The organism is Domibacillus enclensis (assembly GCF_900156125.1).
Taxonomy (GTDB): domain Bacteria; phylum Bacillota; class Bacilli; order Bacillales; family Domibacillaceae; genus Domibacillus; species Domibacillus enclensis.
Genome location: NZ_FTLX01000010.1, coordinates 76,859 through 100,326, shown reverse-complemented (window position 1 = coordinate 100,326; position 23,468 = coordinate 76,859). Strand labels below are relative to the sequence as shown.

Sequence of the window (23,468 nt, the reverse complement as noted above, 5' to 3'; positions counted from 1 at the left end):
TTAAACCAGCTATATGGTTCTTTTCAAAATAATAAGGGTAAAATCATCTCTCAGCTGAAAGTCCTGCAAGTACTCCAGTTCCTTGTAGACTTTATTGGCGATTTCCTGCGAGCCTAGATGGATATATTTCTCAATGTATCCAATCAGTGTATCCACTTCTAAAAAACCGTCCTCTGTCCGGCATTCTGTGACACCATCAGACATAAGCAAAATGACATCGCCTACTTCAACTTTCCGGTCATACTCATTGTATTTCGCTTTTTTATCGACACCCAGCAGTAAACCCTTCGCTTGAAGCTCTTCAAATTCCCCTGTTTCGGCATGATAAAAAAAGCCGGGCTCGTGTCCAGCTGACGAATAGGAAAACATATGAGTCTCCGGGTTATATAATCCGCTGAACATCGTAATGAACATGGTCGGATCGACATTTTGCTCCACTACCCGATTGAGCCGCTCCAATACATCTCCTGGCGCCTGGCTGTCTTCAGGCATACTGTCCATGGAGTATTTGATCATGGACATGCAAAGAGCAGCTGGTATCCCTTTGCCGATAATATCAGCAATCGCTACGCTGATTGCGCCATTTTCATGCGAGACAAAATGATAGTAATCCCCGCTCATCTGCTTGGCCGGCACACTGATTGCGCCAATATCCATTGAAGGAATATTGGGAATCTGCGTGCCAAGCAATGTCTGCTGCATGCTGGCAGCAACTTCAATTTCATTAATGAGCTCCCGCTGGATAGTGCGAAGACTTTGGTGCTCACGGTAAGCCAGCCCATAGCTCATCATCACTTCCAGCAAAATATCAAGAGAGAGCAGAAGAGATTCCGGAAGCTCCGGTTCAAGCTCCATAATAGACGTTTTATGAAGGCTGATCATCTCTTCCGGCGAGATTTTAAACTCGATCGACTTTCTGCTGAACTTTTGGCTCATGTACAGAGCCTGCTCAGTCTGGTCATTGATGTATGTTTTTAAGATTTCTTTATATTCATCGAGCATCGTATCTCTAAAATTCATTCTTGCCCTCCTAACGAAGCCACTTCACCGACTGAATAAGCGTTCCTTCCCCGGGCGTCGATTCGATAGAAAATTCATCCATAAGCCGTTTTACGCCAGGTAGTCCTGCTCCCAGTCCTCCAGAAGTTGAGAAGCCATCCTCCATGACTTTGCGAAGATCGGGGATGCCCGGTCCTTCGTCACGAGAAATGATGGTCATGCCTCTTTTCGCTCCATTCTCTACTTTCTCTATCGTAATTTCTCCCTGTCCCGCGTATAAATAAATATTACGGGCCAGTTCACTGATCGCAGTCGTGATTCGCGCCTGGTCCACAGTGCCAAACCCGAGCTCTTTAGCCACATTTCGGCCGAGCTGCCTCGCCGCTACGATATCCCATTCGTTTATAATTTTCACACTAGAGTCCATCGTTTCAGTCCCCCAGTTCCCGTTGAAGTTTCTCCAAACCTTTTTCGAGATCCAGTGCGGTCATCACTTCCTCCAAACGGATACCTAATTCGATTAATGTAATGGCAACAGCAGGCTGAATGCCGGTAATAACGACTTTAGCACCCATCAGCTTGGACATGCTGATGACGTCGCCAAGCACCTTGGCAATAAAGGAGTCAATAAAATCGATCGATGTAAAATCGATTACGACGCCTCTGGCACTCGTTTCGTGAATCTTGTGTAAGAGGTCTTCTTGAAATTGCAGCGCTGTTTGATCATCAAGTTCCCATTGAATTGATATAAGAAGCGTGTCATGCAGTTTTAAAATCGGAATTCGCATATTCATTCGTGTACCTCCACAATTTGTCTTGATGTCATCGCTAGCGCCTGTTCCACACCTTTTTTCAAGGTGCTTGTTGTTGTTACCTCCTCGAGGTTAATCCCCAGGTTCACAATCGTTTGGGCGATTTCCGGACGTATGCCGACGATTGTGCATTTTGCGCCCACAAGCCGGACCGCTTCTGCTGCTTGAATAATATGATGAGCCACCATCGTATCGACAACTGGAACACCTGTAATGTCGATCAACACAACTTCTGCCCGGTGACTGACCACACCCTCAAGCAAGTTCTCCATAATTTGCTTTGCACGTTCGGTATCGATCGTGCCGACAAGCGGCATAACGGAAATTTTATCAAACACAGGAATTAGTGGTGCTGAAAGTTCCTGAAGTGCAATTCTTTGAAGGGAAACGGTTCGCTCCCATGAGGTCGTATAAGCTTCCGTGATGGTTTTATACATCGGGAACATCCAGTTATTGATCTCTGCTGTAAAATCGATATAACTGACCTGATCGATGACGTTGGATTTTTGCATGCCCTGTTCGACAATTTGACTAAAAACCCGCAGTCCTTCTGTGATCATCGTTAACGGCCAGCCGAGACGCACGATATTCTCAGAAAAATCGACAGCACGCTCTTGGAATTTTTCTTCTGAATCAGAAAAATTGGATTTAACCAATTCAATAAAATCCGAGCTTGTTTTTGTAAACATATGGTCAGACATCGCCTGGAAAGCTCGTTCATCAGCTTCCGCGCGCATTAATTCAATCCATTCATTTAAAATCTCATCACTGTGAGATTGCACATATTGAAAAATCTTTTTCCGCATTCGGTTCTCTCCATTCCTATGTCCGCTTCACCATCCCGCGGTTTTCGTCAAAAACGTTCATTATTTTCATTATAAAGGTTCTGTCAACAATACAAAAGCAGTATCACCTGCCAGACAAGAAAAATTATGGTTCAAAAGAAAAAAGCACCTGCCGATTACACGGAGGTGCTTCGTTAAAATTGTATAAGGCCTAAACTGATTTGCAAAGCGTCGTCCACTTTCTCCATCATTCCTTCGTCGAGCTGCGTTATCTTGTCTGTCAGCCGCTGCTTGTCGATTGTCCGAATCTGTTCGAGCAAAATGACGGAGTCTCTTTCAAACCCGTACCGTTCCGCATTGATTTCCACATGCGTCGGCAGCTTGGCTTTTTGGATCTGAGCTGTAATGGCTGCGACGATAATAGTGGGACTGAACCGATTCCCGATGTCGTTTTGAACGACAAGAACAGGCCGGACGCCGCCTTGTTCGGAGCCGACAACAGGGGACAGGTCTGCAAAATATACGTCACCACGTTTTACGATCACACGGTTTATCCTCCACTTACTAAACGTTCGACTGTGTTTCCTGCCTCAAATTCCGCCTGCATCGCTTCGGAAGCAATTGCAAGGTTGATCTTGGCCATTTCCATATAGCCGCGACGCATTGATTCCTGGATATGGCGTTTTTTACGCTCACGCAAATACATTTTCGTTGCGCGGTAAATGAATTCACTGCGGCTGATTTCTTCCTGCTCCGCAAAACAGTCAAGTTCATTTACAAACTGTTTTGGCAAGTTTACTAACACATCTGTCGTCGTACTGGATTCAGACAAGAACTACACCTCCACCAATCACTGCACACATCTCTTTGTTTGTTACTGTCCTGTTTATCATACCATTCAGTCTATTGGTTTGGAAGGATATTTTTCAAAAATGTTGTATAACAGGCCGATTGGTACCCCCACCAGTTTATAACAGCGGATTTTGAACGGAAACGATTTCACCACGCCGCTTGTATACACGGGGAACACGTGACGTGATCACACACGGAATTTCATAGTTAATCGTTTCTCTTTTTGCTGCGACTTCTTCCATTGAAATGTTTTCCTGTCCCTGTACGCCAATCAGTGTTGCCATTGTGCCTGGTTTATATGCCTTCGGAAGCTTAATCATGCACTGGTCCATGCATATTCTGCCGATGATCGGCACACGCTTGCCGTCAACAAGCACCTCTTGTCCGGAAAGCTTCCGTATCCATCCGTCCGCATACCCAATCGGCAAGGTGCCGACCCATTCTGAATCCTCTGCTTCGTACGTTGCACCGTAGCTCACTTTCTCTCCGGGCTCCAGCTGCTTTACATGAACAAGCCTCGTATGCAGGGAAAAAGCCGGCTTCAGCTTAAACGGAAGCAAATGGGACATTTCCGTTGAAGGTGTGAGGCCGTACATGGAAATACCGAGCCGGACTGTGTTGCACCCTGCCCCTCGAAACCTCAGTGTGGCTGCACTGTTTGCGCAATGAATAAAAGGCGGCTTAACGGGGAGAGAATCGACGAGCTCACGGAATTTCTTTATTTGTTCTTCCAAATAACTTGTTTCCGTTTCATCCGCTGTCGCAAAATGAGTAAAGATTCCTTCAAAGAAAAAGGACTCCTTCTGTTGCATTTGATCCATTAGCTGCTGCAGTTCTTCTTTTGTTTTTAATCCGATCCGCCCCATGCCTGTATCGCACTTAATATGGATGGAAAGGCGCTGTCCTGCCGCAAGCTTTGCCCCGTTCAGCCACTCCACGTCGTACACCGTGACAGAAATATTCTCTGCCGCTGCCAGATGCGCATCCTCCGGGCGGCTTGCTCCCAGCACAAGCATGGGTGCATCAATGCCTGCTGCGCGGATCTTCAGTGCTTCATCTAAAAAGGCAACTGCAAGACCCTGTGCCCCTGCCTCCAGTGCCGCACGAGCCACCTGCACATCTCCATGCCCGTATGCGTTCGCTTTCACAACAGCATATAAAAAAGCCGGTGCATCCAGCTGCTTTATCGTATTTTCTACATTCCATTTAATTGCATCAAGATCGATTTCTGCCCATGTATCGCGGTAAAACTCCATCGATGTCACGTCTCCATTTCTTCATCTGCTTCTTCATCCATTGTAACGAAAAAAAAAGCAGCGGTAAATGCGCTGCTCCATCACTTTACGCTGTCCGGATTCATTGTCGCGGCAATTTGCTCCATTTCTGCTTCTGTTAATTGGTCTGAAGCCAGCATAAATTTCACTCCATCGTAAATCCACTCCAGAGAACCATCCGCGGACTCCCCTGCTGTAAAGCCCATATCCACCAGCGAGCCGGATGCTGCCACAATTCCTTCTTCACCCGCAGAAGAAACAGGCTGCTCAATTAATGTAAACGGCTTTTCTCCTTCGTACGTGAGCACAATCCGGCTGTCGATCTTCACTTCTTCTGATAACTCCGCTCCGTTTGTATGGGCCGGATAATGAACCATAAATTCAGACGGGGCTTCCCCAGCCGTTTCCTTGATCTCAGCTTTTTTCTCACTGAAGTCGTTTTTCGCAAACGACGGGTTTAAGTCCATTTTTTTAAATGTAACCGCAATGACTACCTTTTTGTTTTTGTCCATTACTTTTACAAAAGCTGGCGTCAAGTCTTTTTTATGAAAGGATATTTGCTGGCGGGGAAGCATCTGGCTGTTCGTATACCTTGTTTTCGTGTCAAAAACGTAATATTGATCCGTTTCTTTAAACACCGCTTCACCGTCTGCTTGTATGTCAGCAGCGAGCGATTCAAATAAATACGATTGGCTGCTGTTTTCCGGCCAGTTGTTTTCATATTTGAAGCTTTTTCCGAGTGACGGTGTCATAACATAAATGCCTGTTTTATTTTTCACGATGGTCTGGCTGTGCTTGTTTGTCACAGAGGCAAGGTGAACCCGGTAATTCGTATGGCGGTCATTCCAGATATCCACATTGTAGCTTTGCTTTTCCTTGCCTGCTTGAACTTCCAGAATCGCTTTCGCTTTATAGCCGGCAGCGCTTTTCGCTTTTTCAGAAATATCGCTGATTACCTCATCCTTTGACGGTGCCCCACACGCTGCAAGCAACAAGATCATCAGTAGTAATCCGAACCATTTTTTCATGCACGCACCCCTTCCTCATAAGCACTATATGAGGAGGCCTGTACGATTATGATTCGATCACAACAACCGCGGCCGCATACTCCCGGCTATGGGTAATGGTTACATGAACCCCATTTGAATAAGGACGGATTAATACCGGCTTGCCTCTTTCGTCCGAACCAACTTCAATATCCTGAAATGACAGCTCCGAACCGATTCCTGTACCGGCTGCCTTTGAAAAAGCTTCCTTCACCGCAAAGCGGCCGGCCGCATACTCCCATTTCCGGCTGCCTTTTTTTGCATGAAAGCAACCCTGTTCTTCAGGCGTTAAGATCCGCTCCAAAAACTTAGGCTGCCGCTCAATTACCGATTGAATTCGATTAATTTCTACAATATCCATGCCAATCCCTTTGATCATATTGGTCATCCCTTCAAAAAAAGCCGCTCCGGAGACCCGGAACGGCTTTTGCTTTTATTAGTTAGATGAATATTTACGACGTCCGCCGCCGCCAGAGCCACCTGATCCGCCTTTGCGGTCACGGTTTCCGTAAGAGCGTCCGCCGCCCTGACGTCCGCCGCCTCCGCTTGACTTGCGGTAGCCGCCTCCGCCTGAGTTTTTGCTACGGAATTTATCGCGTCTTTGTGGCAATGCTGCTTCGTTTGTAATGTGAACCGGCGTGCGGTCCGGCTCTTTTGTAATCAGCTTAAGAGCTGCTGCTACAACGTCTTCCGGGCTGTACTGGTCCAGGATGTCTTTTGCGAATACGCGGTACTCTGCCCATTCGTTTTTCGAAATAGCTTCTTCAAGCTCTGTAACAGCACCTTGCTGCAAGCCGACCAAAGCATCATCCCAAGATGGAGCTTCCATTGGTTCCATGCGTTTTTTCGTTGTGCGCTCTACTTCACGCAGATAGCTCATTTCGCGTGGATCAACGAGTGTAACCGCCATTCCTTCTTTACCCGCGCGTCCTGTACGGCCAATACGGTGTACATAGCTTTCCGGGTCTTGTGGAATGTCATAGTTGTATACATGTGTTACACCTGAAATATCAAGACCGCGAGCTGCGACGTCTGTTGCAACCAACACATCGATCTTGCCGGATTTAAAACGGTTCAGTACCGTTAAACGTTTGGCTTGCGTCAAGTCACCATGAATGCCTTCCGCTTGATATCCGCGCAGGCTTAAAGCGTTAGCCAGCTCATCTACACGGCGTTTTGTACGGCCGAAAATAATCGCAAGCTCCGGTGAATGTGAATCCATCAAGCGGGCAAGAACGTCAAACTTCTCACGCTGCGGCACTTTTACGAAGTACTGATCAATGTTTGAAACAGTCATTTCCTTCGCTTTTACCTTGATCATTTCCGGATCCTTCATGAAGCGTTCTGCAATCGCACGGATTGGACCCGGCATTGTTGCAGAGAACAAAAGCGTCTGGCGCTCTGCAGGAACGTTTGAAAGAATGGATTCAATGTCCTGGATAAAGCCCATGTTCAGCATTTCATCTGCTTCGTCAAGAACAAGCGTTTGAATGTTTTCAAGCTTTAATGTGCGGCGGTTGATATGGTCAAGAATACGTCCCGGTGTTCCAACGATGATATGCGGGCGTTGTTTTAACGCACGAATCTGGCGCTGAATGTCCTGTCCGCCATAAACAGCCAATACACGAGCACGTTTGCCGCCGCCAATGCGGTAAAGCTCTTCAGATACCTGAATCGCAAGCTCGCGTGTCGGAGCGATGATCAATCCTTGGATCGAATCATTTTTCGTGTCAATTTTTTCGACCATTGGAATACCAAATGCAGTCGTTTTACCTGTTCCCGTTTGTGCCTGGCCAATAATGTCTTTGCCTGATAAGCCTAACGGAATCGTTTCTGCTTGAATCGGCGTCGCCTCTTCAAACCCCATTTTGTCGATTGCCTTGAGTGTTTCTTCACTTAAATTTAAATCTTTAAATTTTGTCAATAGTTTCTTCTCCTTCTATGTTAAACTGCTATCCGCACAAAAAAATACCCTTCTACATTCATGCGAAGAGCAACATGTCTTTTCCATTTTATCATTTCACGTCCGAATTTTCAATGCGCATTTGTATAACTTTACGTTATCCGGACAGAAATGTAAAGACTTTCTTGAAAAGCTCTTCTGTGTTTCCCGTATGGCAAATCAAATGCTTGGCATCCTGAGAATAATACAAGTGGCGCTCTGCTGACGAAAGGCGGCGATAAATATAAGGTGCACTTTTAACTGGCACGATGCCATCTGCTGTTCCCTGTGCAATAAAAACCGGGATATTAATTTTCTTTAAAGAAGGCCGTGCCAGGCCAACCACTTTTTGAAATTGGCGCGCAGCACTGGGCGGCGTTACGAGCAGTTTCTCCCGGTAACGCAGGAATAATTCGTTCTCGTGCAATTTTTTCTCACGAAGGTCCTTCATCATGTCTTTTACGTCTTCTTTCACCTGAGCCGGGTTTAAATATTTCGCCGCAGCACTCAGCATAACAAGCTTTTTCACCGGATACCGGGCGGTTAAATAAGCAGCAATGAGCCCGCCCATGGAAAAGCCGACCACATATACATGGTCACATTCTTCCAAAAGCTCAATAAGCGCGGCTTCCGCACAGTCCAGCCATTCTGTACAAGCTATTTTTTTAAGCGAAAGCGTTTCGCCGTGCCCGGGCAAAACCGGAACGGCGATTTTCCAATCGGTCTGCTCCTGCAAATAATCCGCAAGCGGCTGCACTTCATACGGCGAGCCTGTGAATCCATGAATGAAAAGGCAACCGATCATCATTCGTCACCGCCCTTTTAAAGTATGAGGCTTTCGACTACTTCTTCCAGTTTCATTCCTCTTGATGCCTTGAACAGGATAAGCTCGTTGCCCTGCAGGATCTGATGCAGCGACTCGGTCAGCTCCTCTTTGTCCTGGAATGAAAAGACGCGGTCCGCGCCAAATGATCCTTTGGCACCAGAGGCGATAAATTGCCCGAGCGCTCCGTACGTAAAGACGTAGTCAATCTTGTCAGGGTTGATGGCTTGCCCTGTCTGATAATGAAAAAGCTCTTCATCCAGTCCAAGCTCAAGCATATCACCGAGCACAACAATTTTTTTCGCTTCCGACGGCAAGTCAGACACAAGTGCAATCGCCGCTTTAACAGACGTAGGGCTGGCATTATACGCGTCATTAATCATTTTCACGCCATTTTTCCCTTCTACCCATTCCATCCGCATTTTGGTCAGCTCGACTTTTCTCAAACCGGCTGCAGCCAGTTCAAGCGGAACGTGGAAAAGGTGGGCAGCCGCAATAGCCGCAAGTGCGTTGGTCACATTGTGCTGGCCAAGAACCGGCAGCTCAAATTGAACCCCTGGCGCCTGGTTCACCTTAAAGATGCTTCCGCTTTCCAGCTGCTGAACAGATATAGGGTACAAGTCATTCGTGCTTCCTACGCCGAATGTTTTCAATTGAAAAGTAGTTACTTCATTGATCTTTTCTGCAAGAAGCGGCTCATCCCCTAAATAAAACAGTGTTCCGTCTTCTTTTAACCCTGCGGTAATTTCCAGCTTGGCATCCGCAATCGCTTCACGCGATCCTAAATCCTGAAGATGGGATTCACCAATATTCGTAATGACCGCTGCATCCGGAGACGCAAGCTTTGACAGCAGTTCAATTTCACCACGGCTGCTCATGCCCATTTCTAAAATAGCGACTTCTGTCTCTTCAGTTAACGACAGCATCGTCAGCGGGAGTCCGATGTGATTGTTGTAATTGCCTTCCGTTTTCTGCACACGGTATTTTTGGGCAAAAACAGCGGCTGTCATATCCTTCACCGTTGTTTTCCCGTTGCTTCCCGTAATGCCGATCACCTTGATGTCAAGAGAATCCCGGTATGATTTCGCCAGCTGCTGCAAGGCAAGCAAGGTGTCTTCGACGACGAGTACCGGCAGATCGTCCGGTGCGCCCGGAACGTCCTTTTGCCAGAGTGCCGCCCCTGCTCCGCTTTCAATGGCCTGCCTGACGTATTTGTGGCCGTCTGTGTTTTCACCTGCAAATGGAACAAATAACCGGCCGCCTGCTGCCTGGCGTGAATCAATCGATACACCTGTAATCGATTGCTCGCCCCACTTTGCCACATCGTTTTCAATATTGATCATGTGAGCGATTTGCTCAATTGTTTTATGAATCATAGGGTCCACCTTTAAACCGTATATTTAATCGACTGCTTTTCTTGATGCCGTTCAATGCCAAGTTCAATCATTTTTTCAATTAACTGCGGGTAGTCAACGCCCGCTTCTTTCCATAAAAGCGGAAACATGCTGAAAGGTGTAAAGCCCGGCATCGTATTTACTTCGTTAATGAGAAACCGGCCGTCTTCCGTTAAGAAAAAGTCTGCCCGCACAAGACCTGAGCAGTCCAGTGACTGGTAGGCGCGAATAGCTAACTCCTTCATATTTACTTTCTGTTCTTCTGTCAGATCAGCCGGAATGATCAAAGCGGTGTCGCCATCCTCATATTTCGCCTTGTAATCGTAAAAATCCTTTTTCGGGACAATTTCACCGATGACGGAGCATTCAGGCAGATCGTTGCCGAGGATGCCTACTTCAATTTCACGTGCTGTCACGCCTTCTTCAATAATGACTTTCCGGTCAAATTGAAACGCCTCGTCCATCGCCGCCGCTAATTCTTCACGGTTCTGGCACTTGCTGATTCCAACACTTGATCCAAGGTTTGCCGGCTTCACGAAACACGGCCAGCCAATTTCTTCTTCAATCCGGCTGCACGCGCGCTCCTTATCCTGCTCCCATCGCGGCCGGATCAGATGAGTGTAGCCTACCTGCTCCAGTCCTGCCTGGGCAAAAACGTTTTTCATCATGATCTTATCCATTCCCGCAGAAGAAGCGAGCACGCCATTTCCTACGTATGGCACATTCAGCACTTCAAGAAGACCTTGCACCGTTCCATCTTCGCCGTTTGGCCCGTGCAAAAGCGGAAAAACAACATCGTATTTATTTTGCGCAAGCATAGACAATACATGCTCTGTGCCGCCATTTCCGCTCAGCTGTAATGCTTCAACAGATGCGGCCGGCGCTTCAAGCTTTGCGCCTTCTGTCCATGTGCCGTCAATTGAAATATAAATAGGATAAACATCAAATGTATTTAAATTAATGGCCGCTGTGACGGCTTTCGCTGTTTGCAATGATACGTTATGTTCTGCGGATTTTCCTCCGTAAAGCAATCCAAGTTTTGTTTTCATCATTCATCCTCCAAAAAAGTCGGTCGCTTTTTATTCTAACACGGTTTCATTCAAGAAACAGAATCTTTCCATCCGACTTCATACTCAATTTATGTATATGTTGGTTTCGTTCAAACATAACCGCACAGCGATTCCGAGTGCTTTTTGAGTCAGACAGTTACGAAAAAATGCTCCATTCGTGTGTTTTTTTGTCAAACACAAACCGGGCGTCCGGCGGTGTCCGGAAGCTTTCCATATAATCATCAAACACATCATCCATGCTAATGTGATCGCCCACAACCCACATGGGCACTTCGACCTTAAACCGGCTTTGCTCTGCCTTTGACAGAGAAATGACGATTCCTTCCTTCATGCTTCCGCTCAGCCTTGCTATCATTTCTTGCGGGATCGGCGGAAATGCAGAGCCTTTTTTCAAAGCAAAAAAGGAGCGCTCACTCCGAAACAGCCCGAGCTTAATGGCAACGAGCCGGCCCAGCACACTAAAAAAATCCGGGATATGGCGGTAATATGTTTTATTAAACCATTCATCATCATGGGATAAGTAGGCATATCGGTTGTTTAATTTACTATAAAAGGGACGGCGCAGATGCTCTTTGCTGTGCGCTAAATAAAGAAGCTCCGCCACTTCCCATCCTTCCATTTCGTTCAGTCCATCTGTATCCTCAAAATCCATCCAGCAGAAGTCGCCATACTCCCCGACATCCTCCTTCAGTAATTGAGGGAATTCTTCAGATTCAATGTAATCAAAACGGGTATGCATATTAAAGTCGCTGCCTTCAAACTTATGCTTAAGCAAAAGCAGATGGGGCGGCGTTTCCGGAAGAGACCTCATAAATTCCTGAAATTCGATTCCATACGAGATGACATATTGATTAATGGGGTGTAAATGTATATAAATGAGTTCTTTCATATTTCCGGGATTTTTCAATTGCATAACCTCCACATCCTGACAAAGTACATAGCTGAAACCTGCTTTTTTTGCTATACTTTTATCTTATCAAAATTCACTTCACTGCGTATGTAAAATTATGATGAATTTCACATAATCTGTGACACTTTTTACACGATTTCACTTTATACTGAACAAGACCGGAAATTAATTTGGAGGAGGGGATGCCCGTGATCTCGAACTTAACAGAGGATCAGCTGACCCTGCTTGTGATCAAGCATTTGAAAGAAGGAAAAAAAACCGATCTTCAGCAGCTGGTGGATGAGCTTCATCCTTACGATATGGCGGCCGTTTATCGAAACCTGCCGGAAAAACACCAGACACGTTTTCTGCTTCACTTGAACATACCGATTTTAACCGACATGATTCAGGAGCTTGAAAGCGATGAGCAAATGACGGTCCTCAAAAAACTGGGCCGTGAGCGATCGCGCAAAGTGCTCGATGACATGGATAATGATGACCTTGCTTCCCTGCTTGACGACATGTCGCCGGATAACATTAAGCAGTTTTTATCCGGAATGAAAAAAGAAGAATCGACCATTATTGAAAACATGATGAGCTACCCGCCGGAAACGGCCGGACGTCTCATGACGAACCGGTTTGTTTGGATCAAGCATTCTTATACGGTTCGTGAAGCCGTTGAAAAACTGAAAACATTTGCTGAATTTGCGGAAACCATCAATTACCTTTATGTCATCGATGACGCCAAAAAGCTCGTCGGCGTTGTGTCCTACCGCGACATGCTGCTGGCTGATACACACGAAAAAATAGCGGATATTATGTACGCGCGTGTGATTTCCGTTGATGTATACACGGATCAGGAAGAAATCGCCCGCTTGATTGAACGATATGACTTTTTAGCGATCCCTGTTGTCGATGAACTCGGTGTCCTCATCGGGATTGTCACGTTTGATGACATTTTGGATGTCGTCATTCAGGAAGCAAATGAAGACATTGAAAAGCTTTCCGCTTCCGGAAAATCGATTGATTTTGATACGAAAGCTGGCGTCGCCGCATTCCGCCGTCTGCCGTGGCTTGTCCTTCTTCTGTTTATCGGGCTTGTCTCAGGGAGCATTATTTCCGGCTTTGAAAGTACGCTGCAGCAGGTCGTAGCCCTGACCTATTTTATGCCGATGATTTCCGGCATGACCGGGAACACAGGCACACAATCACTGGCCGTCGTTGTCCGCGGACTCGCTTCACGTGACATCGATATGAAAACAGTGCTCGCGCTTGTGATGCGTGAATTCGGCGTTGGCCTCATTATCGGCGCTGTCTGCGGCATTCTGATTTTTTTCATTGCGTTTTTCTGGCAGGGCAATGCCATTCTCGGGTTTGTCGTCGGCGCCTCTCTTTTGCTGACACTCATTATCGGAACACTGGCTGGTACGGTGATTCCGCTTGTGCTGTATAAATTAAACATCGACCCAGCTGTAGCATCCGGTCCACTGATCACGACGATTAACGATATTTTTTCCTTAATCACGTATTTCACGATTGCGTCCTGGTTTTTAACGCAGCTTTTATGAAAAGTTCTTCGGTTTGACCGAATTATCTGCCTCTAATATAATAAAATAAAATAACAGAGAAACGATGGAGAAAGCGGGTGATCAAATGGGACATTGACGGTAAATCGTTTTGTGCACACTGCCGGTTTTTCATTTTTGATCATCATATTTAATAGGAGGTGACTTCTTCTTTCGCACGAGCGGAAGGAGAAATCTGATTGGACATATGGATTGGGCTTATTGCTGTTATCCTTTTGGCGTTGTCATTTACAGCCATTCGCTATGTAAAACGGAAAGAATCAACTGAACCAGGAGAACCCCCCTCGAGAGGGCGTTCATCAGCCCTGCTTGCTGAATTAAGCGGCGCGGAGCATGAGAATCATCTATCGCTTCTTGAAAACCGGACCGCCACCGAAGTGATGGTGCCCCGGACGGAGATGGTTTACTTTGAACAAGAAGATACCGTCCGTGACTGTATTTCTTTATTCCGCGAAACCAAGTTTACCCGGTACCCTGTGGCAGATGGAGACAAGGACCGGATTATTGGATTTGTCAATTTCAAGGAAGTCATCGCTGAGTACGTAACGGACCCTGTCGTCGGCTCAAAAAGCATCAAGCATTTTGTCCGGCCGATGACCCGCATGATCGACTCTACCCCTGTACATGAACTGCTGTCAAAAATGCAGGCAGACCGCACGCAGATGGTTATGCTCATTAATGAATACGGCGGTACAGCGGGCATTGTCACATCGGAGGATATTGTTGAAGTAATCGTAGGAGACTTGTATGACGAATTTGATGTCGCAGAACCGCCGCTTATCCAGCAGATCGGTGAAGTTCATTATATCGCCAGCAGTAAAATGCCGGTTGCTGAAACCGCTCAGCTTCTTCGGATCGAGATGAATGATGAGGACGTTGATACGCTTGGCGGATGGGTGTTAACGGAAAATTACGATATCCAGCCAGGTGAATCGATCGAACATAATGGATTCCTGTTTACCGTCTTGCAAATGGAGGACCACCAAATCCGGCACGTCGAGATTCAGCGCATACCGGAGCCAGAAGCCGATCACTCTTCAGAAAGCTCTGCCGCCATCGTGCTGGCAGAGCCCCATAACGCCTAAAGAAAACCCGCCGAGTGCGGGCTTTTTCTTTTGATGACACGCAATGTCCTTTTGTTTTTTCGTTCCGTCAGAATTATAATAGACGGACACACCTTCTGGAAATGGAGTTTCACTATGAAAAAGTTGATCACTGCCGGTGTTTTTCTTGCAGCCTCCTGGACGGTGCTGCCTACTGTTTATGCACGAACATTCGCTAAAGGGGTGAAAAAACGCGGACCCGGCCGCGAAGAAATCGCTTTAACGTTTGATGATGGCCCTCACCCGGCATACACACCTCTTCTATTAGACCTGTTAAAGCAATATAATGTTAAAGCCACCTTTTTTGTCCTTGGAGAAAAAGCGAAACTTTATCCTGACTTAATACGTAGAATGGAAGTTGAAGGGCACGAAATCGGCATTCACCACCATGAGCATCGGTCGAATTGGACGTTAACACCGGCTGCTCTTCAAAAGCAGCTTGAGCGTTCTGCTCAAAGCGTACAGTCCATTACAGGAAATTCAGTCGTTTACTACCGGCCGCCGTGGGGTCATTTTAATCCATTTACTCTCCGGGCTGCCCGCGGTTTCGACACCGTTATGTGGACCTCGATTCCAGGAGACTGGAAGGAAAAGATGACGGCGGAAAAGCTCGCATGCAAGCTGCGGCTGGCTCGATCCAACGGTGCGGTCATCACATTGCATGACAGCGGCGAAACAGCCGGTGCTTTTGAAGAAGCACCGCTCGTCATGATAGAGGCGCTTCGCCTGTTTTTATCAGATCAGGCCTCTTCCCATTTTTTATTTGTGACGGTGAGCACCTTGTTCAAAACGACCTAACCTGACCACAGCCGGTTTATTTTTGGAGTGAAACAATTATGGAATCATTAGTTATTGCTTATTTAGCTAAATATGGATATGCTATTTTGTTTGCGGCCGGCATTTTTGGCATTGTCGGCATTCCCGTTCCTGAAGAAAGCCTGTATGTATACGTAGGCATGCTCGCTAAAAACGGATCGATTTCTTTTTCCGGCGCTCTTTTGGCACTGATGGGCGGCACAGTAACAGGCATGGTCATCAGCTATACACTTGGCCGGATTATTGGCCAGCCGCTGCTTGATCGGTATGGAAAATATTTAGGCGTAACAAAAAAAAGGCTACGAAAGTCAATCATGCATTGGGACTTATCACGGTCGCTTCTAGCGGGGTTTTTTGTTCCCGGGGTGCGTCAGTTTAACCCTTATTTTGCTGGCATTGCCAAATTCTCCATCCCCGGTTTCCTTGCCCTCTCTGTTTTAGGGGCTTTTATATGGGTATTCATGTATATGTCTGCCGGTTTTTTAATTAGCTCTTATATTCGGATTGAACCAGAATATTTAGCCGCTGCCGGTGCACTGTTTTTTCTTTTATTCGTTGGCCATCTCTTATTCAAATGGAAAAAATCGTCACATTCCCGCCGTTAAAGGAGTCAAATTGATATGAAAATTATTGTGCTTCCTTTATTTCGTCTTTCGTCGGGTCATCATAAAGCAGCGGAAGCCGTTATTGAACACATAAGCTCGATCCGCCCTGATGCTCACATTCAAACTGTCGATATACTAAGCTACTGTCACGAGTCGCTGGAGTCCGTCGTATCAAAAATGTACATGCAATGGATCAGCAAAAAACCCGAATCCTACAGTAAATTCTATAAATCATTTATTTATACACCGGATGGACGCAGGAGCGAGCAAATGCCGCTTCATGTGTGGGACAAATATTTTGAGTTTCGGCTGGCTCGTTTTATTGAAAAAGAGCGTCCGGACTATATTATTTGTACACACAGCTACCCGTCCAAGCTCTTAAATCATTTAAAGCGCCAGAAAAAAGTGAACGTGCCGGTGATCAATGTGTATACGGACTTTTTCGTCAGCGATGTCTGGGGAAAGCGGCACATTGATTATCATTTCGTTCCGCATTTAGAAGCGAAAAAATGGCTCGTTCGTCTCGGCGTTCAAACAAACCGTGTGTATGTAACCGGCATTCCCGTCCACCCCTCCTTTGAAGTGGACCATACGCATAAAAAGCATCGCTCTATTTTAATTGCCGGTGGAAACAGCGGACTGGGCCAATTAGAAAAAGTGCTTCACCATTTAAATAATCATTCCCTCTCCTATACGTACAAAGTGCTGTGCGGTCATAATGAAAAGCTTCGCGCACAAATTGAGCAGCTTCATAACCCTCGCATTAAGGCGCTTCCTTATATGAGCAGCCGCGAAGAAATGAATCAGTTTTATGAAGAGGCCTCCGCTATCATCACAAAACCGGGCGGCATTACCGTCAGCGAAGTGTTGGAAAAGGAATTGCCGGTTTTTATTTCCGGTGCATTGCCGGGCCAGGAAGAATTTAATGCAGATTATTTAAAAAAGAGGGAATTGATTTACGAATTAACCGATCACGTTCCAATCGAGAAGCAGATTACCTCCATTATCGACAGTGACATCGAAAGAAACAAATGGAAAAAGCGGCTCGACCAGTACAGCCTCGAACGGGAACAAACACTTACGATGACACTGACCGCTATTTTTGGCAAGACCTCTTCTTCCGTCCCGCTTTAAAAGCGGGTCTTTTCTTTTCGTTAGTGAACCTGAAAGCATCCGTGCTATAATGTCAACCGAAGTGAAAAAATTTCTTCATGAGAAAGGAACGACTATGGAAAACTGGATTATCTCGATGATGGAGCAGTATGGGCTGTGGGGTGTGTTTTTCTTAATTGCACTTGAAAATTTATTCCCACCGATCCCGTCTGAAGTCATCCTCACATTTGGCGGCGTCATGACCGGACAAACCGACTTAACGGTGACCGGCGTCATATTGGCTTCCACAGCTGGCTCCGTTTTGGGCGCGGTTATTCTTTACGGAATCGGACTGTTAATGGATGTTGAAAATTTAGAAAAAATGATTGAGCGATACGGCAAATTTCTGCGGGTTAAAAAAGAGGATATTCACAGAGCGGATGCGTGGTTTGATAAGTACGGCGTGTGGACGGTATTTTTATGCCGGATGATTCCGCTTATTCGCAGCTTGATTTCCATCCCTGCCGGCATGTCCAACATGAACTTTGTGCTGTTCCTTCTGTTCACAACAGCCGGAACGCTGATCTGGAACACCATTCTTGTTAACTTAGGCGCTGCTTTTGCCGATTCATGGCATACAGTCGTTGAATACATGGACGTTTACTCGAATATCGTTTACGCGATACTGGCTGTTATATTTATCGCAGCCGTTATCTGGATCGTAAAAAAATTCCGCAGCCGCTCGGTTTAAAAACATGATCTATGGGTTTCATTGACAAACCCGCTCTTTAATAACACGAAGAGCTTGGTACAGAAGGTTTTGAATAGAAGAGAAAGCCGAATGAGGGTGCGAAAATATCGCATGTGTTCGGCTTTCTTTTTTGATTTTGAAGATGATGAGCCCTTTAGAAAAAGCGCTTGCGCGAACACAGTCCGGGCGGCTTCTGCAGGACTTCGCGTTCGGAGGGGCGGGCGGTGAGCTAACTTTTGTCGCGGGCGCTCCAAAAGTGGATCTCACCTAACCCGCTGATCGAAGTTGCTGAAAAAGTCAGGTTTTAAGGATTACATGACAAGGTGATAAAAGAAAAAAGGGCGTATACATCCATAAAATGGATGTATACGCCCTTTTTCTTCTATTTTTCTTTTCCTTTTTCATCGATAAGCTTGATAATTCGTTTTATATTGACCGTAAATAGCGTGGCACTCGCCTGTATTTGCATCCCAAATAAGCCCGTTGAATGGGCTTTTTTATGACCATGACGATTTTTTATTTCGCTGTTTTTCGCTTCAATTTTATAGCGCACTTTATAAAGCTCTTTGAACGCATCGCTTTCCTGAAAAGCCTCCTGCTTCGCATGTTCTTCTGACTTCAATGAAATGGCAAAGATTTTGGTTTTAGCACCTTCCTTATAGCAGCCCTCTTTTAAAGGACAGACCTTGCAGATTTCCACGTCAAAGAAATACTTCAATTGTGCGTTTTCGGAAGAACCCGCTTTTCGGGGCTTGATCTTTTTCTCTACAGCCAAATGATCAGCTGGGCACGCATACGTGTCCGCATCCTTATTAAAGACAAATCCCTGATTGATGGGGCGGTGGCCACCACGAGTAATGACGGGATGGAGCGGTGCTGCAAGATGAAATTCCTTTCCTTCTTCCTTGGCATAGAGCAAGTTTTCTTTCCCGGAATAAGCCGTATCCCCTACAACCGCTTCCACGTTCACGCCGGCACGCCGGCTTTTTTCCACCAGCTCTTTTAGATAGGGACCGTCACTCTTTTCACCGGATGTGACAGCCGCTGCCGTAATAATCCGCTCATCACTCATGATAAGATGTGTTTTATAGCCGAAGAAAGAATGGTCTTTTGATTTATAACCTGTCCTTGCATCCTTATCTGCGGAATAGTGAAGCTGTTCCTGGCAGTCATCAACGGCTTCTTTCAGCACATTCACCTTTTCGCGGACAGCCGGCATTTGAAGAAGACCAGGATGGTCTTCAATCGTCTCCACCAGACGCTCGCAATAACGGATTTCTTCCTGGATGTCCTGAGAGGACGCCTTCGCAGGAAAAGCTTCTTTCATTGACTCATTAAACTGATAAACCGTTTTGCGGACCAGCCGGGCTTTTTCCGCTAGATTTTCTTTCGGAGATTTTTTCTGGTAGCGTGAGGCCGTATGAGTGGCATCCACAATGAGTATTCCGCTTTTCAGAACACCTTGTTCAATGGCTATTTCAACCGTTTTTTGAAGAAGTATATCTAAAAGCAGCACATCCTGCAGGCGTAAGCGACGAAACGTGGTGAGAGAGGTGGAGTCAATGGCTTTTTCTTCTGGCGCCATGTCCAGAAAATACTTAAAGGCCATGTCAACTTGTACGCGTTCCACAAGATCGGCATCCGATAATTTAGAATGCGCTTTCAGGATTAGGTATTTGAACATGCGGATCGGACAGACAGCCGGGCGCCCCTGGTCATCGGAGTATTTTGATTTGAGTTCATCATAAATAAAAGAAAAATCGACAAGTTCTTTCATTCTGCGGAGTAAGTGGTCTTTTGGGACAACTAGGTCATAAAGAGCCATATAAGGGCTGTCAGCAGGCGTGCTCTGTTTTTGAAGCATGAAAACCACCTCGTTTCATGTCATTTCTTCAATTATAAAAGAAAAAAGCAAAGAAGAGTATAAAATCATTCTTCTTTGCCAAATAACACGAGACTTTTTCAGCAGCTTCCCCGCTGATCCCTCCCGAGTCTTCGTCCTGCGCCAGCCGCCCTTAGTGGGGAGGACAAGCAACTGGTAAAACCCAAACAAGAGCGTCATGAACGGGAAAAAACAAGCTATCCTGCCCTTCCACATCATGAGAAAAAGAGAAGCTTCTGCTCATAAAGCTGCTCGTTAACCGCTGAAAGCAAGCCGTTTTCAGCACCTGTGTTTTCCTTGTCTTATTAGAACCACCACGGGCGCAGGGAGGCCGGCGGAGACTTCCATGTGACGAGCGGACAGGCTGAAACAGCCACGCACTTTGGGCTGGTTCAGCGTTCGCCACATAGAAAAGCGGAGCCGGCAGCCCGGAGCCCCTGTTTGTGCTTTTTCAAGAAAAAAGAAGAAGCAAGGCTTTCAGCTACTAAATTGTTCGGATTCAATGGCTGCCCTGATTGTTATGTCTCGGTCTCTTTTATCATGCGGGACAAATAAACCGGATGTGCTTTTTCTTTATGCTGCATGCTGATGGTGTAACGGCATAAACTTCTCCGTCCATGTCGATGCGCATCGGGCTGTCTGTCTTGATCGTAAAGGACTTGACACGATGGTGCTCCAGGTTGGCTGCGTGCTCGCCGGTCGTTTTAATTTTCTCCGTCTGCATCACCTCTTTGATGAGTGGAAAACCAGCTTCTTTTACGATAATCAAATCCAGATATCCATCCTCATGATCCGCTTCAAAGGGCAAATCCACCGTTCCGATGTAATTCCCATTTAACGCTACCGCCATAACGGCTTCTCCTTCGAGTTTCATTCCATCCGCTTCAATCATATAATGAAAGAAAGAGGGGTTGCGAATCGTTTCCAATGCGCTTAAATAATAGCTCATCTTGCCAATCATGGTCTTTTTGTTTTCATCAATGTTCTCCGACGTATCCGTAATCATGCCAATCCCGAAAAAATTAACGAAAAACCGGTCGTTCATGGCACCCAGATCTGTCTCGCGCGCAACACCGGTTTTTAAAAGCCGGCACGCCGCATCCAAATCCTCAGGCACACCAAGAGCCCGGCTGAAGTCATTACACGTTCCGCCGGGCAGGATAGCGACTGAAGGCCGTTTTTCCAGCCTCGCAATGCCATTTACACATTCATGAACCGTTCCATCACCGCCATAAATGACAATGAGATCATACTGGTTGCCGCTTTCATAGCACATTTTCTCGCCTTCTCCCGGCGCCGAGATCACTTTTTCTTCTATATACTCCACGGCCTCTTTAAGGGCTGGCACAATTTGCTTGTGGATAGGCACCGAGCCTTTTCCAGCTTGTTCGTTGTATATAAGCAGCGCTTTCTCGTATATCATGATGATCTCTCCTTCCTTATCCAGGCTGGCAGGAAGTGATGACTTTCAGCTTGCCTTTCGCTTCTCCTCCGCCTTGCAGTGCGCTCCATAGCGCTTCTCTTGATTTCGTTACAGTGGCTTTGACTCCAAGCCGGGTAAGATTGTCGACGATCTTTCTTGTCCGATCCGTACTTTTCATCGCAACTCATCCTTTTTCATAGTTTTATTTGTTAGTTGTTTATACGTTTCTTATACAAAAGTGTTTCATTTTTTTATTATTCATTTCTATTTTCCCCATTTTGTCCTTTTCAATCCGGTTCTTTTAGACTTTTTCCTGTATAGTGAGGATATGCATTTAATTAGAACAGGTCGGTGACGAGTATGTTAATTGAATTAAGCCTATTTCCCTGGCTTGCCTATGTATTATTCGCTTTGAATATTATTCTGGCCACTGCGGTTATTTTTTTAGAGCGCCGAGACCCCAGTGCTACGTGGGCATGGCTCATGGTTCTGTTTTTCATTCCATTGCTCGGTTTTATTCTTTACTTGATTTTCGGTCAGAATTTAACGAAAAGCCGTCTTTTTGACTGGGAGGACAAAAAGAAAGTCGGGATTGAAGAACAGATTGATCATCAGAAGCTGGCTATCCGGAAAGGCATTTACCCCTTTGCCAATTCCCATACAAAAGAAAATGCCAAGCTCGTGTATATGCTTCTCAGCCACAATGACGCCGTTTTGTCCGAGGACAATACTGTTTATATTTATACAGACGGAAAAGAAAAATTCGATGCTCTAATAAACGACATCCGCAGTGCTAAAAACCACATTCATATCCAATATTATATCTTCCGCAATGACGAGCTTGGCAGACGGCTGATTCAGCTGTTGACTGAAAAAGCACTGTCTGGTGTGGAAGTATGCGTTTTATATGACGACATGGGCTCTAGAACCTTGCGGCGGAAGCATTTTAAAACATTAACAGATGCTGGAGGCGTCGTCGAGACCTTTTTCCCTTCACGCATTCCATTTATTAATTTGCGCTTAAACTACCGGAATCACCGGAAAATTGTCGTCATTGATGGTCAAATTGGCTATGTGGGCGGCTTTAATGTTGGAGATGAATATTTAGGAAAGGACCCTTCATTCGGCTATTGGCGTGACACACACTTGCGAGTGGAAGGCAGTGCGGTTCATGCGCTGCAAACCCGCTTTATTCTGGACTGGAATCAAGCGTCAAAACGGCATGATTTTATGTATGATGAACGACTGTTTCCCCCACCAGCCCAAACAGGGGAAACCGCCATGCAGGTTGTCACGAGCGGCCCGGATTCCGAATGGGAGCAAATTAAAAGCGGCTATTTTAAACTGATCACGACCGCGAAAAAATCAATTTATATTCAAACGCCTTATTTTATTCCGGATGCAAGTATTTTAGACGCTCTTCGAATTGCCGCTTTGTCCGGAATTGATGTAAAGATTATGATTCCGAACAAGCCGGATCATCCCTTTGTGTACTGGGCGACGTATTCATACGCCGGCGAATTATTAAAAGCCGGTGCCAAAATATATATATACGACGATGGCTTTATTCATGCCAAAACAATTGTCGTAGATGAAAAATTAAGTTCTGTCGGCACAGCAAACATTGACGTACGAAGCTTTCGTTTAAATTTCGAAGTAAATGCTTTTATGTATGACTATGAAACCGGCAGCCGTCTCGCCAAAATTTTCTGGCACGACATGACGGTTTCTTATGAACTGACGCCCGAATTGTATCAGCAGCGGTCCAATTGGATTAAATTTAAAGAGTCTATCTCAAGACTCCTGTCGCCGATCCTTTAACAGCAGTGAATCTGCATTTCACTCTCCGTCACAATTCAGACATAAATAATTGTATATTTTGTGAACGCATGATATAATGTATTTACAAAATAACATAAGAGGTGATTGATATGGATCAATTATTAATGCAGCGTTTAAACAAGCAAGGACTCATTTTTGCGGCGGTCCATACAGTGTTTTTCCTTAACCTCGCTATCGAGTTTCTTGTTTCCAAATAATCGCGCATATTAAAAAAGGCCGTCTGCTTCGTGCAGACGGCCTTTCCATTTGGTACTATTAAAGAAAAAAGGGGTTTCGATATGAACAAGTCACAGATTGAATACAAAATAAGAGAACTGAAAATGGATTACATACGGGTCCAGGGTGACATCGAAAAATTGGAATCCACAGGTCATGGAACGTCGAAAGCAGAAGAAATGCTCGTTTCAATGGAAGAAGAGCTGAAAGAGCTGAACAGCCAGCTGCTCGCCTTAGAAAACTGAATACCGCTTACCCACAATCAT

At 45.8% G+C, this 23,468-nt stretch carries 25 protein-coding genes; 8 read left to right on the top strand and 17 right to left on the bottom strand.

All coding sequences use genetic code 11. The annotated features are described in order from the left end of the window. Positions 1-9: 9 nt before the first annotated feature. From BW952_RS17015 to BW952_RS16950, 14 genes are all read right to left on the bottom strand, one after another. The gene (locus BW952_RS17015) at positions 10-1,020 is read right to left on the bottom strand and encodes a SpoIIE family protein phosphatase (protein WP_045852185.1); all 1,011 of its coding nucleotides are present in this window, start codon (positions 1,018-1,020) and stop codon (positions 10-12) included. A 10-nt stretch (positions 1,021-1,030) separates the two neighbouring features. Further along, the gene (locus BW952_RS17010) at positions 1,031-1,426 is read right to left on the bottom strand and encodes an anti-sigma regulatory factor (RefSeq protein WP_045852184.1); all 396 of its coding nucleotides are present in this window, start codon (positions 1,424-1,426) and stop codon (positions 1,031-1,033) included. A 4-nt stretch (positions 1,427-1,430) separates the two neighbouring features. Further along, positions 1,431-1,793 (bottom strand): STAS domain-containing protein, encoded by a 363-nt coding sequence (locus BW952_RS17005; protein WP_045852183.1) that lies wholly within the window; start codon positions 1,791-1,793, stop codon positions 1,431-1,433. Continuing rightward, entirely contained in the window at positions 1,790-2,617 is an 828-nt protein-coding gene (locus tag BW952_RS17000; RefSeq protein ID WP_045852182.1) for an STAS domain-containing protein, read from the bottom strand. Before BW952_RS17000 ends, BW952_RS17005 begins: the two co-directional genes overlap by 4 nt. A gap of 173 nt (positions 2,618-2,790) precedes the next feature. After that, complete coding sequence (locus BW952_RS16995; RefSeq protein ID WP_045852181.1) at positions 2,791-3,141, bottom strand: type II toxin-antitoxin system PemK/MazF family toxin; 351 nt, start codon at positions 3,139-3,141, stop codon at positions 2,791-2,793. Between the two features lie 5 nt (positions 3,142-3,146). Continuing rightward, complete coding sequence (locus BW952_RS16990) at positions 3,147-3,428, bottom strand: CopG family ribbon-helix-helix protein (protein WP_045852180.1); 282 nt, start codon at positions 3,426-3,428, stop codon at positions 3,147-3,149. 136 nt (positions 3,429-3,564) lie between these two features. Next, positions 3,565-4,704: an alanine racemase gene (gene alr / locus BW952_RS16985; protein WP_045852179.1), complete on the bottom strand. Its 1,140-nt coding sequence runs from the start codon at positions 4,702-4,704 to the stop codon at positions 3,565-3,567. A gap of 80 nt (positions 4,705-4,784) precedes the next feature. After that, complete coding sequence (locus tag BW952_RS16980; RefSeq protein ID WP_045852178.1) at positions 4,785-5,750, bottom strand: LolA family protein; 966 nt, start codon at positions 5,748-5,750, stop codon at positions 4,785-4,787. 46 nt (positions 5,751-5,796) lie between these two features. Then, a complete protein-coding gene (acpS, locus tag BW952_RS16975) occupies positions 5,797-6,147 on the bottom strand; it encodes a holo-ACP synthase (RefSeq protein ID WP_045852177.1) in 351 nt (116 codons plus the stop codon). A 57-nt stretch (positions 6,148-6,204) separates the two neighbouring features. After that, entirely contained in the window at positions 6,205-7,692 is a 1,488-nt protein-coding gene (gene cshA / locus BW952_RS16970) for a degradosome RNA helicase CshA (protein WP_045852176.1), read from the bottom strand. Between the two features lie 136 nt (positions 7,693-7,828). After that, complete coding sequence (locus BW952_RS16965) at positions 7,829-8,518, bottom strand: alpha/beta hydrolase (protein ID WP_331428873.1); 690 nt, start codon at positions 8,516-8,518, stop codon at positions 7,829-7,831. 14 nt (positions 8,519-8,532) lie between these two features. Continuing rightward, complete coding sequence (locus BW952_RS16960) at positions 8,533-9,909, bottom strand: UDP-N-acetylmuramoyl-tripeptide--D-alanyl-D-alanine ligase (RefSeq protein ID WP_045852175.1); 1,377 nt, start codon at positions 9,907-9,909, stop codon at positions 8,533-8,535. Positions 9,910-9,920: 11 nt separating this feature from the next. Beyond that, positions 9,921-10,976, bottom strand: coding sequence for a D-alanine--D-alanine ligase (locus BW952_RS16955; protein ID WP_045852174.1), 1,056 nt, complete (start codon positions 10,974-10,976; stop codon positions 9,921-9,923). Positions 10,977-11,133: 157 nt separating this feature from the next. Next, positions 11,134-11,904 carry a hypothetical protein gene (locus tag BW952_RS16950; protein WP_052698532.1) on the bottom strand — a complete coding sequence of 257 codons (771 nt, stop codon included), beginning with the start codon at positions 11,902-11,904 and terminating at the stop codon, positions 11,134-11,136. 191 nt (positions 11,905-12,095) lie between these two features. Between BW952_RS16950 and mgtE the strand changes: the two genes are divergently transcribed. The 6 genes from mgtE (at position 12,096) to BW952_RS16920 (ending at position 17,839) form a co-directional block, all read left to right on the top strand. Next, positions 12,096-13,454 (top strand): magnesium transporter, encoded by a 1,359-nt coding sequence (mgtE, locus tag BW952_RS16945; RefSeq protein WP_094032001.1) that lies wholly within the window; start codon positions 12,096-12,098, stop codon positions 13,452-13,454. Between the two features lie 197 nt (positions 13,455-13,651). Then, positions 13,652-14,557 carry a hemolysin family protein gene (locus tag BW952_RS16940; protein ID WP_052698531.1) on the top strand — a complete coding sequence of 302 codons (906 nt, stop codon included), beginning with the start codon at positions 13,652-13,654 and terminating at the stop codon, positions 14,555-14,557. A gap of 114 nt (positions 14,558-14,671) precedes the next feature. Continuing rightward, a complete protein-coding gene (locus tag BW952_RS16935) occupies positions 14,672-15,373 on the top strand; it encodes a polysaccharide deacetylase family protein (RefSeq protein ID WP_045852171.1) in 702 nt (233 codons plus the stop codon). 38 nt (positions 15,374-15,411) lie between these two features. After that, positions 15,412-15,996 (top strand): DedA family protein, encoded by a 585-nt coding sequence (locus tag BW952_RS16930; RefSeq protein WP_052698530.1) that lies wholly within the window; start codon positions 15,412-15,414, stop codon positions 15,994-15,996. 15 nt (positions 15,997-16,011) lie between these two features. Next, positions 16,012-17,130 carry an MGDG synthase family glycosyltransferase gene (locus tag BW952_RS16925; protein WP_045852170.1) on the top strand — a complete coding sequence of 373 codons (1,119 nt, stop codon included), beginning with the start codon at positions 16,012-16,014 and terminating at the stop codon, positions 17,128-17,130. 94 nt (positions 17,131-17,224) lie between these two features. Continuing rightward, positions 17,225-17,839, top strand: a complete 615-nt coding sequence (locus tag BW952_RS16920) for a DedA family protein (protein ID WP_045852169.1) — start codon at positions 17,225-17,227, stop codon at positions 17,837-17,839. Between the two features lie 382 nt (positions 17,840-18,221). Here the strand turns inward: BW952_RS16920 and BW952_RS16915 are convergent, their stop codons facing one another. From BW952_RS16915 to BW952_RS19540, 3 genes are all read right to left on the bottom strand, one after another. Then, entirely contained in the window at positions 18,222-19,703 is a 1,482-nt protein-coding gene (locus BW952_RS16915; protein ID WP_045852561.1) for an IS1182 family transposase, read from the bottom strand. Between the two features lie 556 nt (positions 19,704-20,259). Next, positions 20,260-21,144, bottom strand: a complete 885-nt coding sequence (locus BW952_RS16910) for a diacylglycerol/lipid kinase family protein (RefSeq protein WP_045852380.1) — start codon at positions 21,142-21,144, stop codon at positions 20,260-20,262. A 16-nt stretch (positions 21,145-21,160) separates the two neighbouring features. Beyond that, the gene (locus BW952_RS19540) at positions 21,161-21,322 is read right to left on the bottom strand and encodes an Lmo0850 family protein (RefSeq protein ID WP_156149435.1); all 162 of its coding nucleotides are present in this window, start codon (positions 21,320-21,322) and stop codon (positions 21,161-21,163) included. Positions 21,323-21,504: 182 nt separating this feature from the next. On the opposite strand from BW952_RS19540, the gene cls reads away from it, so the two are divergent. Then, positions 21,505-22,965 carry a cardiolipin synthase gene (cls, locus tag BW952_RS16905; RefSeq protein WP_045852379.1) on the top strand — a complete coding sequence of 487 codons (1,461 nt, stop codon included), beginning with the start codon at positions 21,505-21,507 and terminating at the stop codon, positions 22,963-22,965. Between the two features lie 299 nt (positions 22,966-23,264). Next, complete coding sequence (locus BW952_RS16900) at positions 23,265-23,447, top strand: SE1832 family protein (RefSeq protein ID WP_045852378.1); 183 nt, start codon at positions 23,265-23,267, stop codon at positions 23,445-23,447. The last annotated feature ends 21 nt before the right edge of the window (positions 23,448-23,468 follow it).

Coding starts and splice junctions, on each gene's coding strand:
- BW952_RS17015 (WP_045852185.1), bottom strand. CDS start 1,020: ATGAATTTTAGAGATACGATGCTCGATGAATATAAAGAAATCTTAAAA.
- BW952_RS17010 (WP_045852184.1), bottom strand. CDS start 1,426: ATGGACTCTAGTGTGAAAATTATAAACGAATGGGATATCGTAGCGGCG.
- BW952_RS17005 (WP_045852183.1), bottom strand. CDS start 1,793: ATGAATATGCGAATTCCGATTTTAAAACTGCATGACACGCTTCTTATA.
- BW952_RS17000 (WP_045852182.1), bottom strand. CDS start 2,617: ATGCGGAAAAAGATTTTTCAATATGTGCAATCTCACAGTGATGAGATT.
- alr (WP_045852179.1), bottom strand. CDS start 4,704: ATGGAGTTTTACCGCGATACATGGGCAGAAATCGATCTTGATGCAATT.
- BW952_RS16980 (WP_045852178.1), bottom strand. CDS start 5,750: ATGAAAAAATGGTTCGGATTACTACTGATGATCTTGTTGCTTGCAGCG.
- acpS (WP_045852177.1), bottom strand. CDS start 6,147: ATGATCAAAGGGATTGGCATGGATATTGTAGAAATTAATCGAATTCAA.
- BW952_RS16965 (WP_331428873.1), bottom strand. CDS start 8,518: ATGATGATCGGTTGCCTTTTCATTCATGGATTCACAGGCTCGCCGTAT.
- BW952_RS16960 (WP_045852175.1), bottom strand. CDS start 9,909: ATGATTCATAAAACAATTGAGCAAATCGCTCACATGATCAATATTGAA.
- BW952_RS16955 (WP_045852174.1), bottom strand. CDS start 10,976: ATGAAAACAAAACTTGGATTGCTTTACGGAGGAAAATCCGCAGAACAT.
- BW952_RS16935 (WP_045852171.1), top strand. CDS start 14,672: ATGAAAAAGTTGATCACTGCCGGTGTTTTTCTTGCAGCCTCCTGGACG.
- BW952_RS16930 (WP_052698530.1), top strand. CDS start 15,412: ATGGAATCATTAGTTATTGCTTATTTAGCTAAATATGGATATGCTATT.
- BW952_RS16925 (WP_045852170.1), top strand. CDS start 16,012: ATGAAAATTATTGTGCTTCCTTTATTTCGTCTTTCGTCGGGTCATCAT.
- BW952_RS16920 (WP_045852169.1), top strand. CDS start 17,225: ATGGAAAACTGGATTATCTCGATGATGGAGCAGTATGGGCTGTGGGGT.
- BW952_RS16915 (WP_045852561.1), bottom strand. CDS start 19,703: ATGCTTCAAAAACAGAGCACGCCTGCTGACAGCCCTTATATGGCTCTT.
- BW952_RS16910 (WP_045852380.1), bottom strand. CDS start 21,144: ATGATATACGAGAAAGCGCTGCTTATATACAACGAACAAGCTGGAAAA.
- BW952_RS19540 (WP_156149435.1), bottom strand. CDS start 21,322: ATGAAAAGTACGGATCGGACAAGAAAGATCGTCGACAATCTTACCCGG.
- cls (WP_045852379.1), top strand. CDS start 21,505: ATGTTAATTGAATTAAGCCTATTTCCCTGGCTTGCCTATGTATTATTC.
- BW952_RS16900 (WP_045852378.1), top strand. CDS start 23,265: ATGAACAAGTCACAGATTGAATACAAAATAAGAGAACTGAAAATGGAT.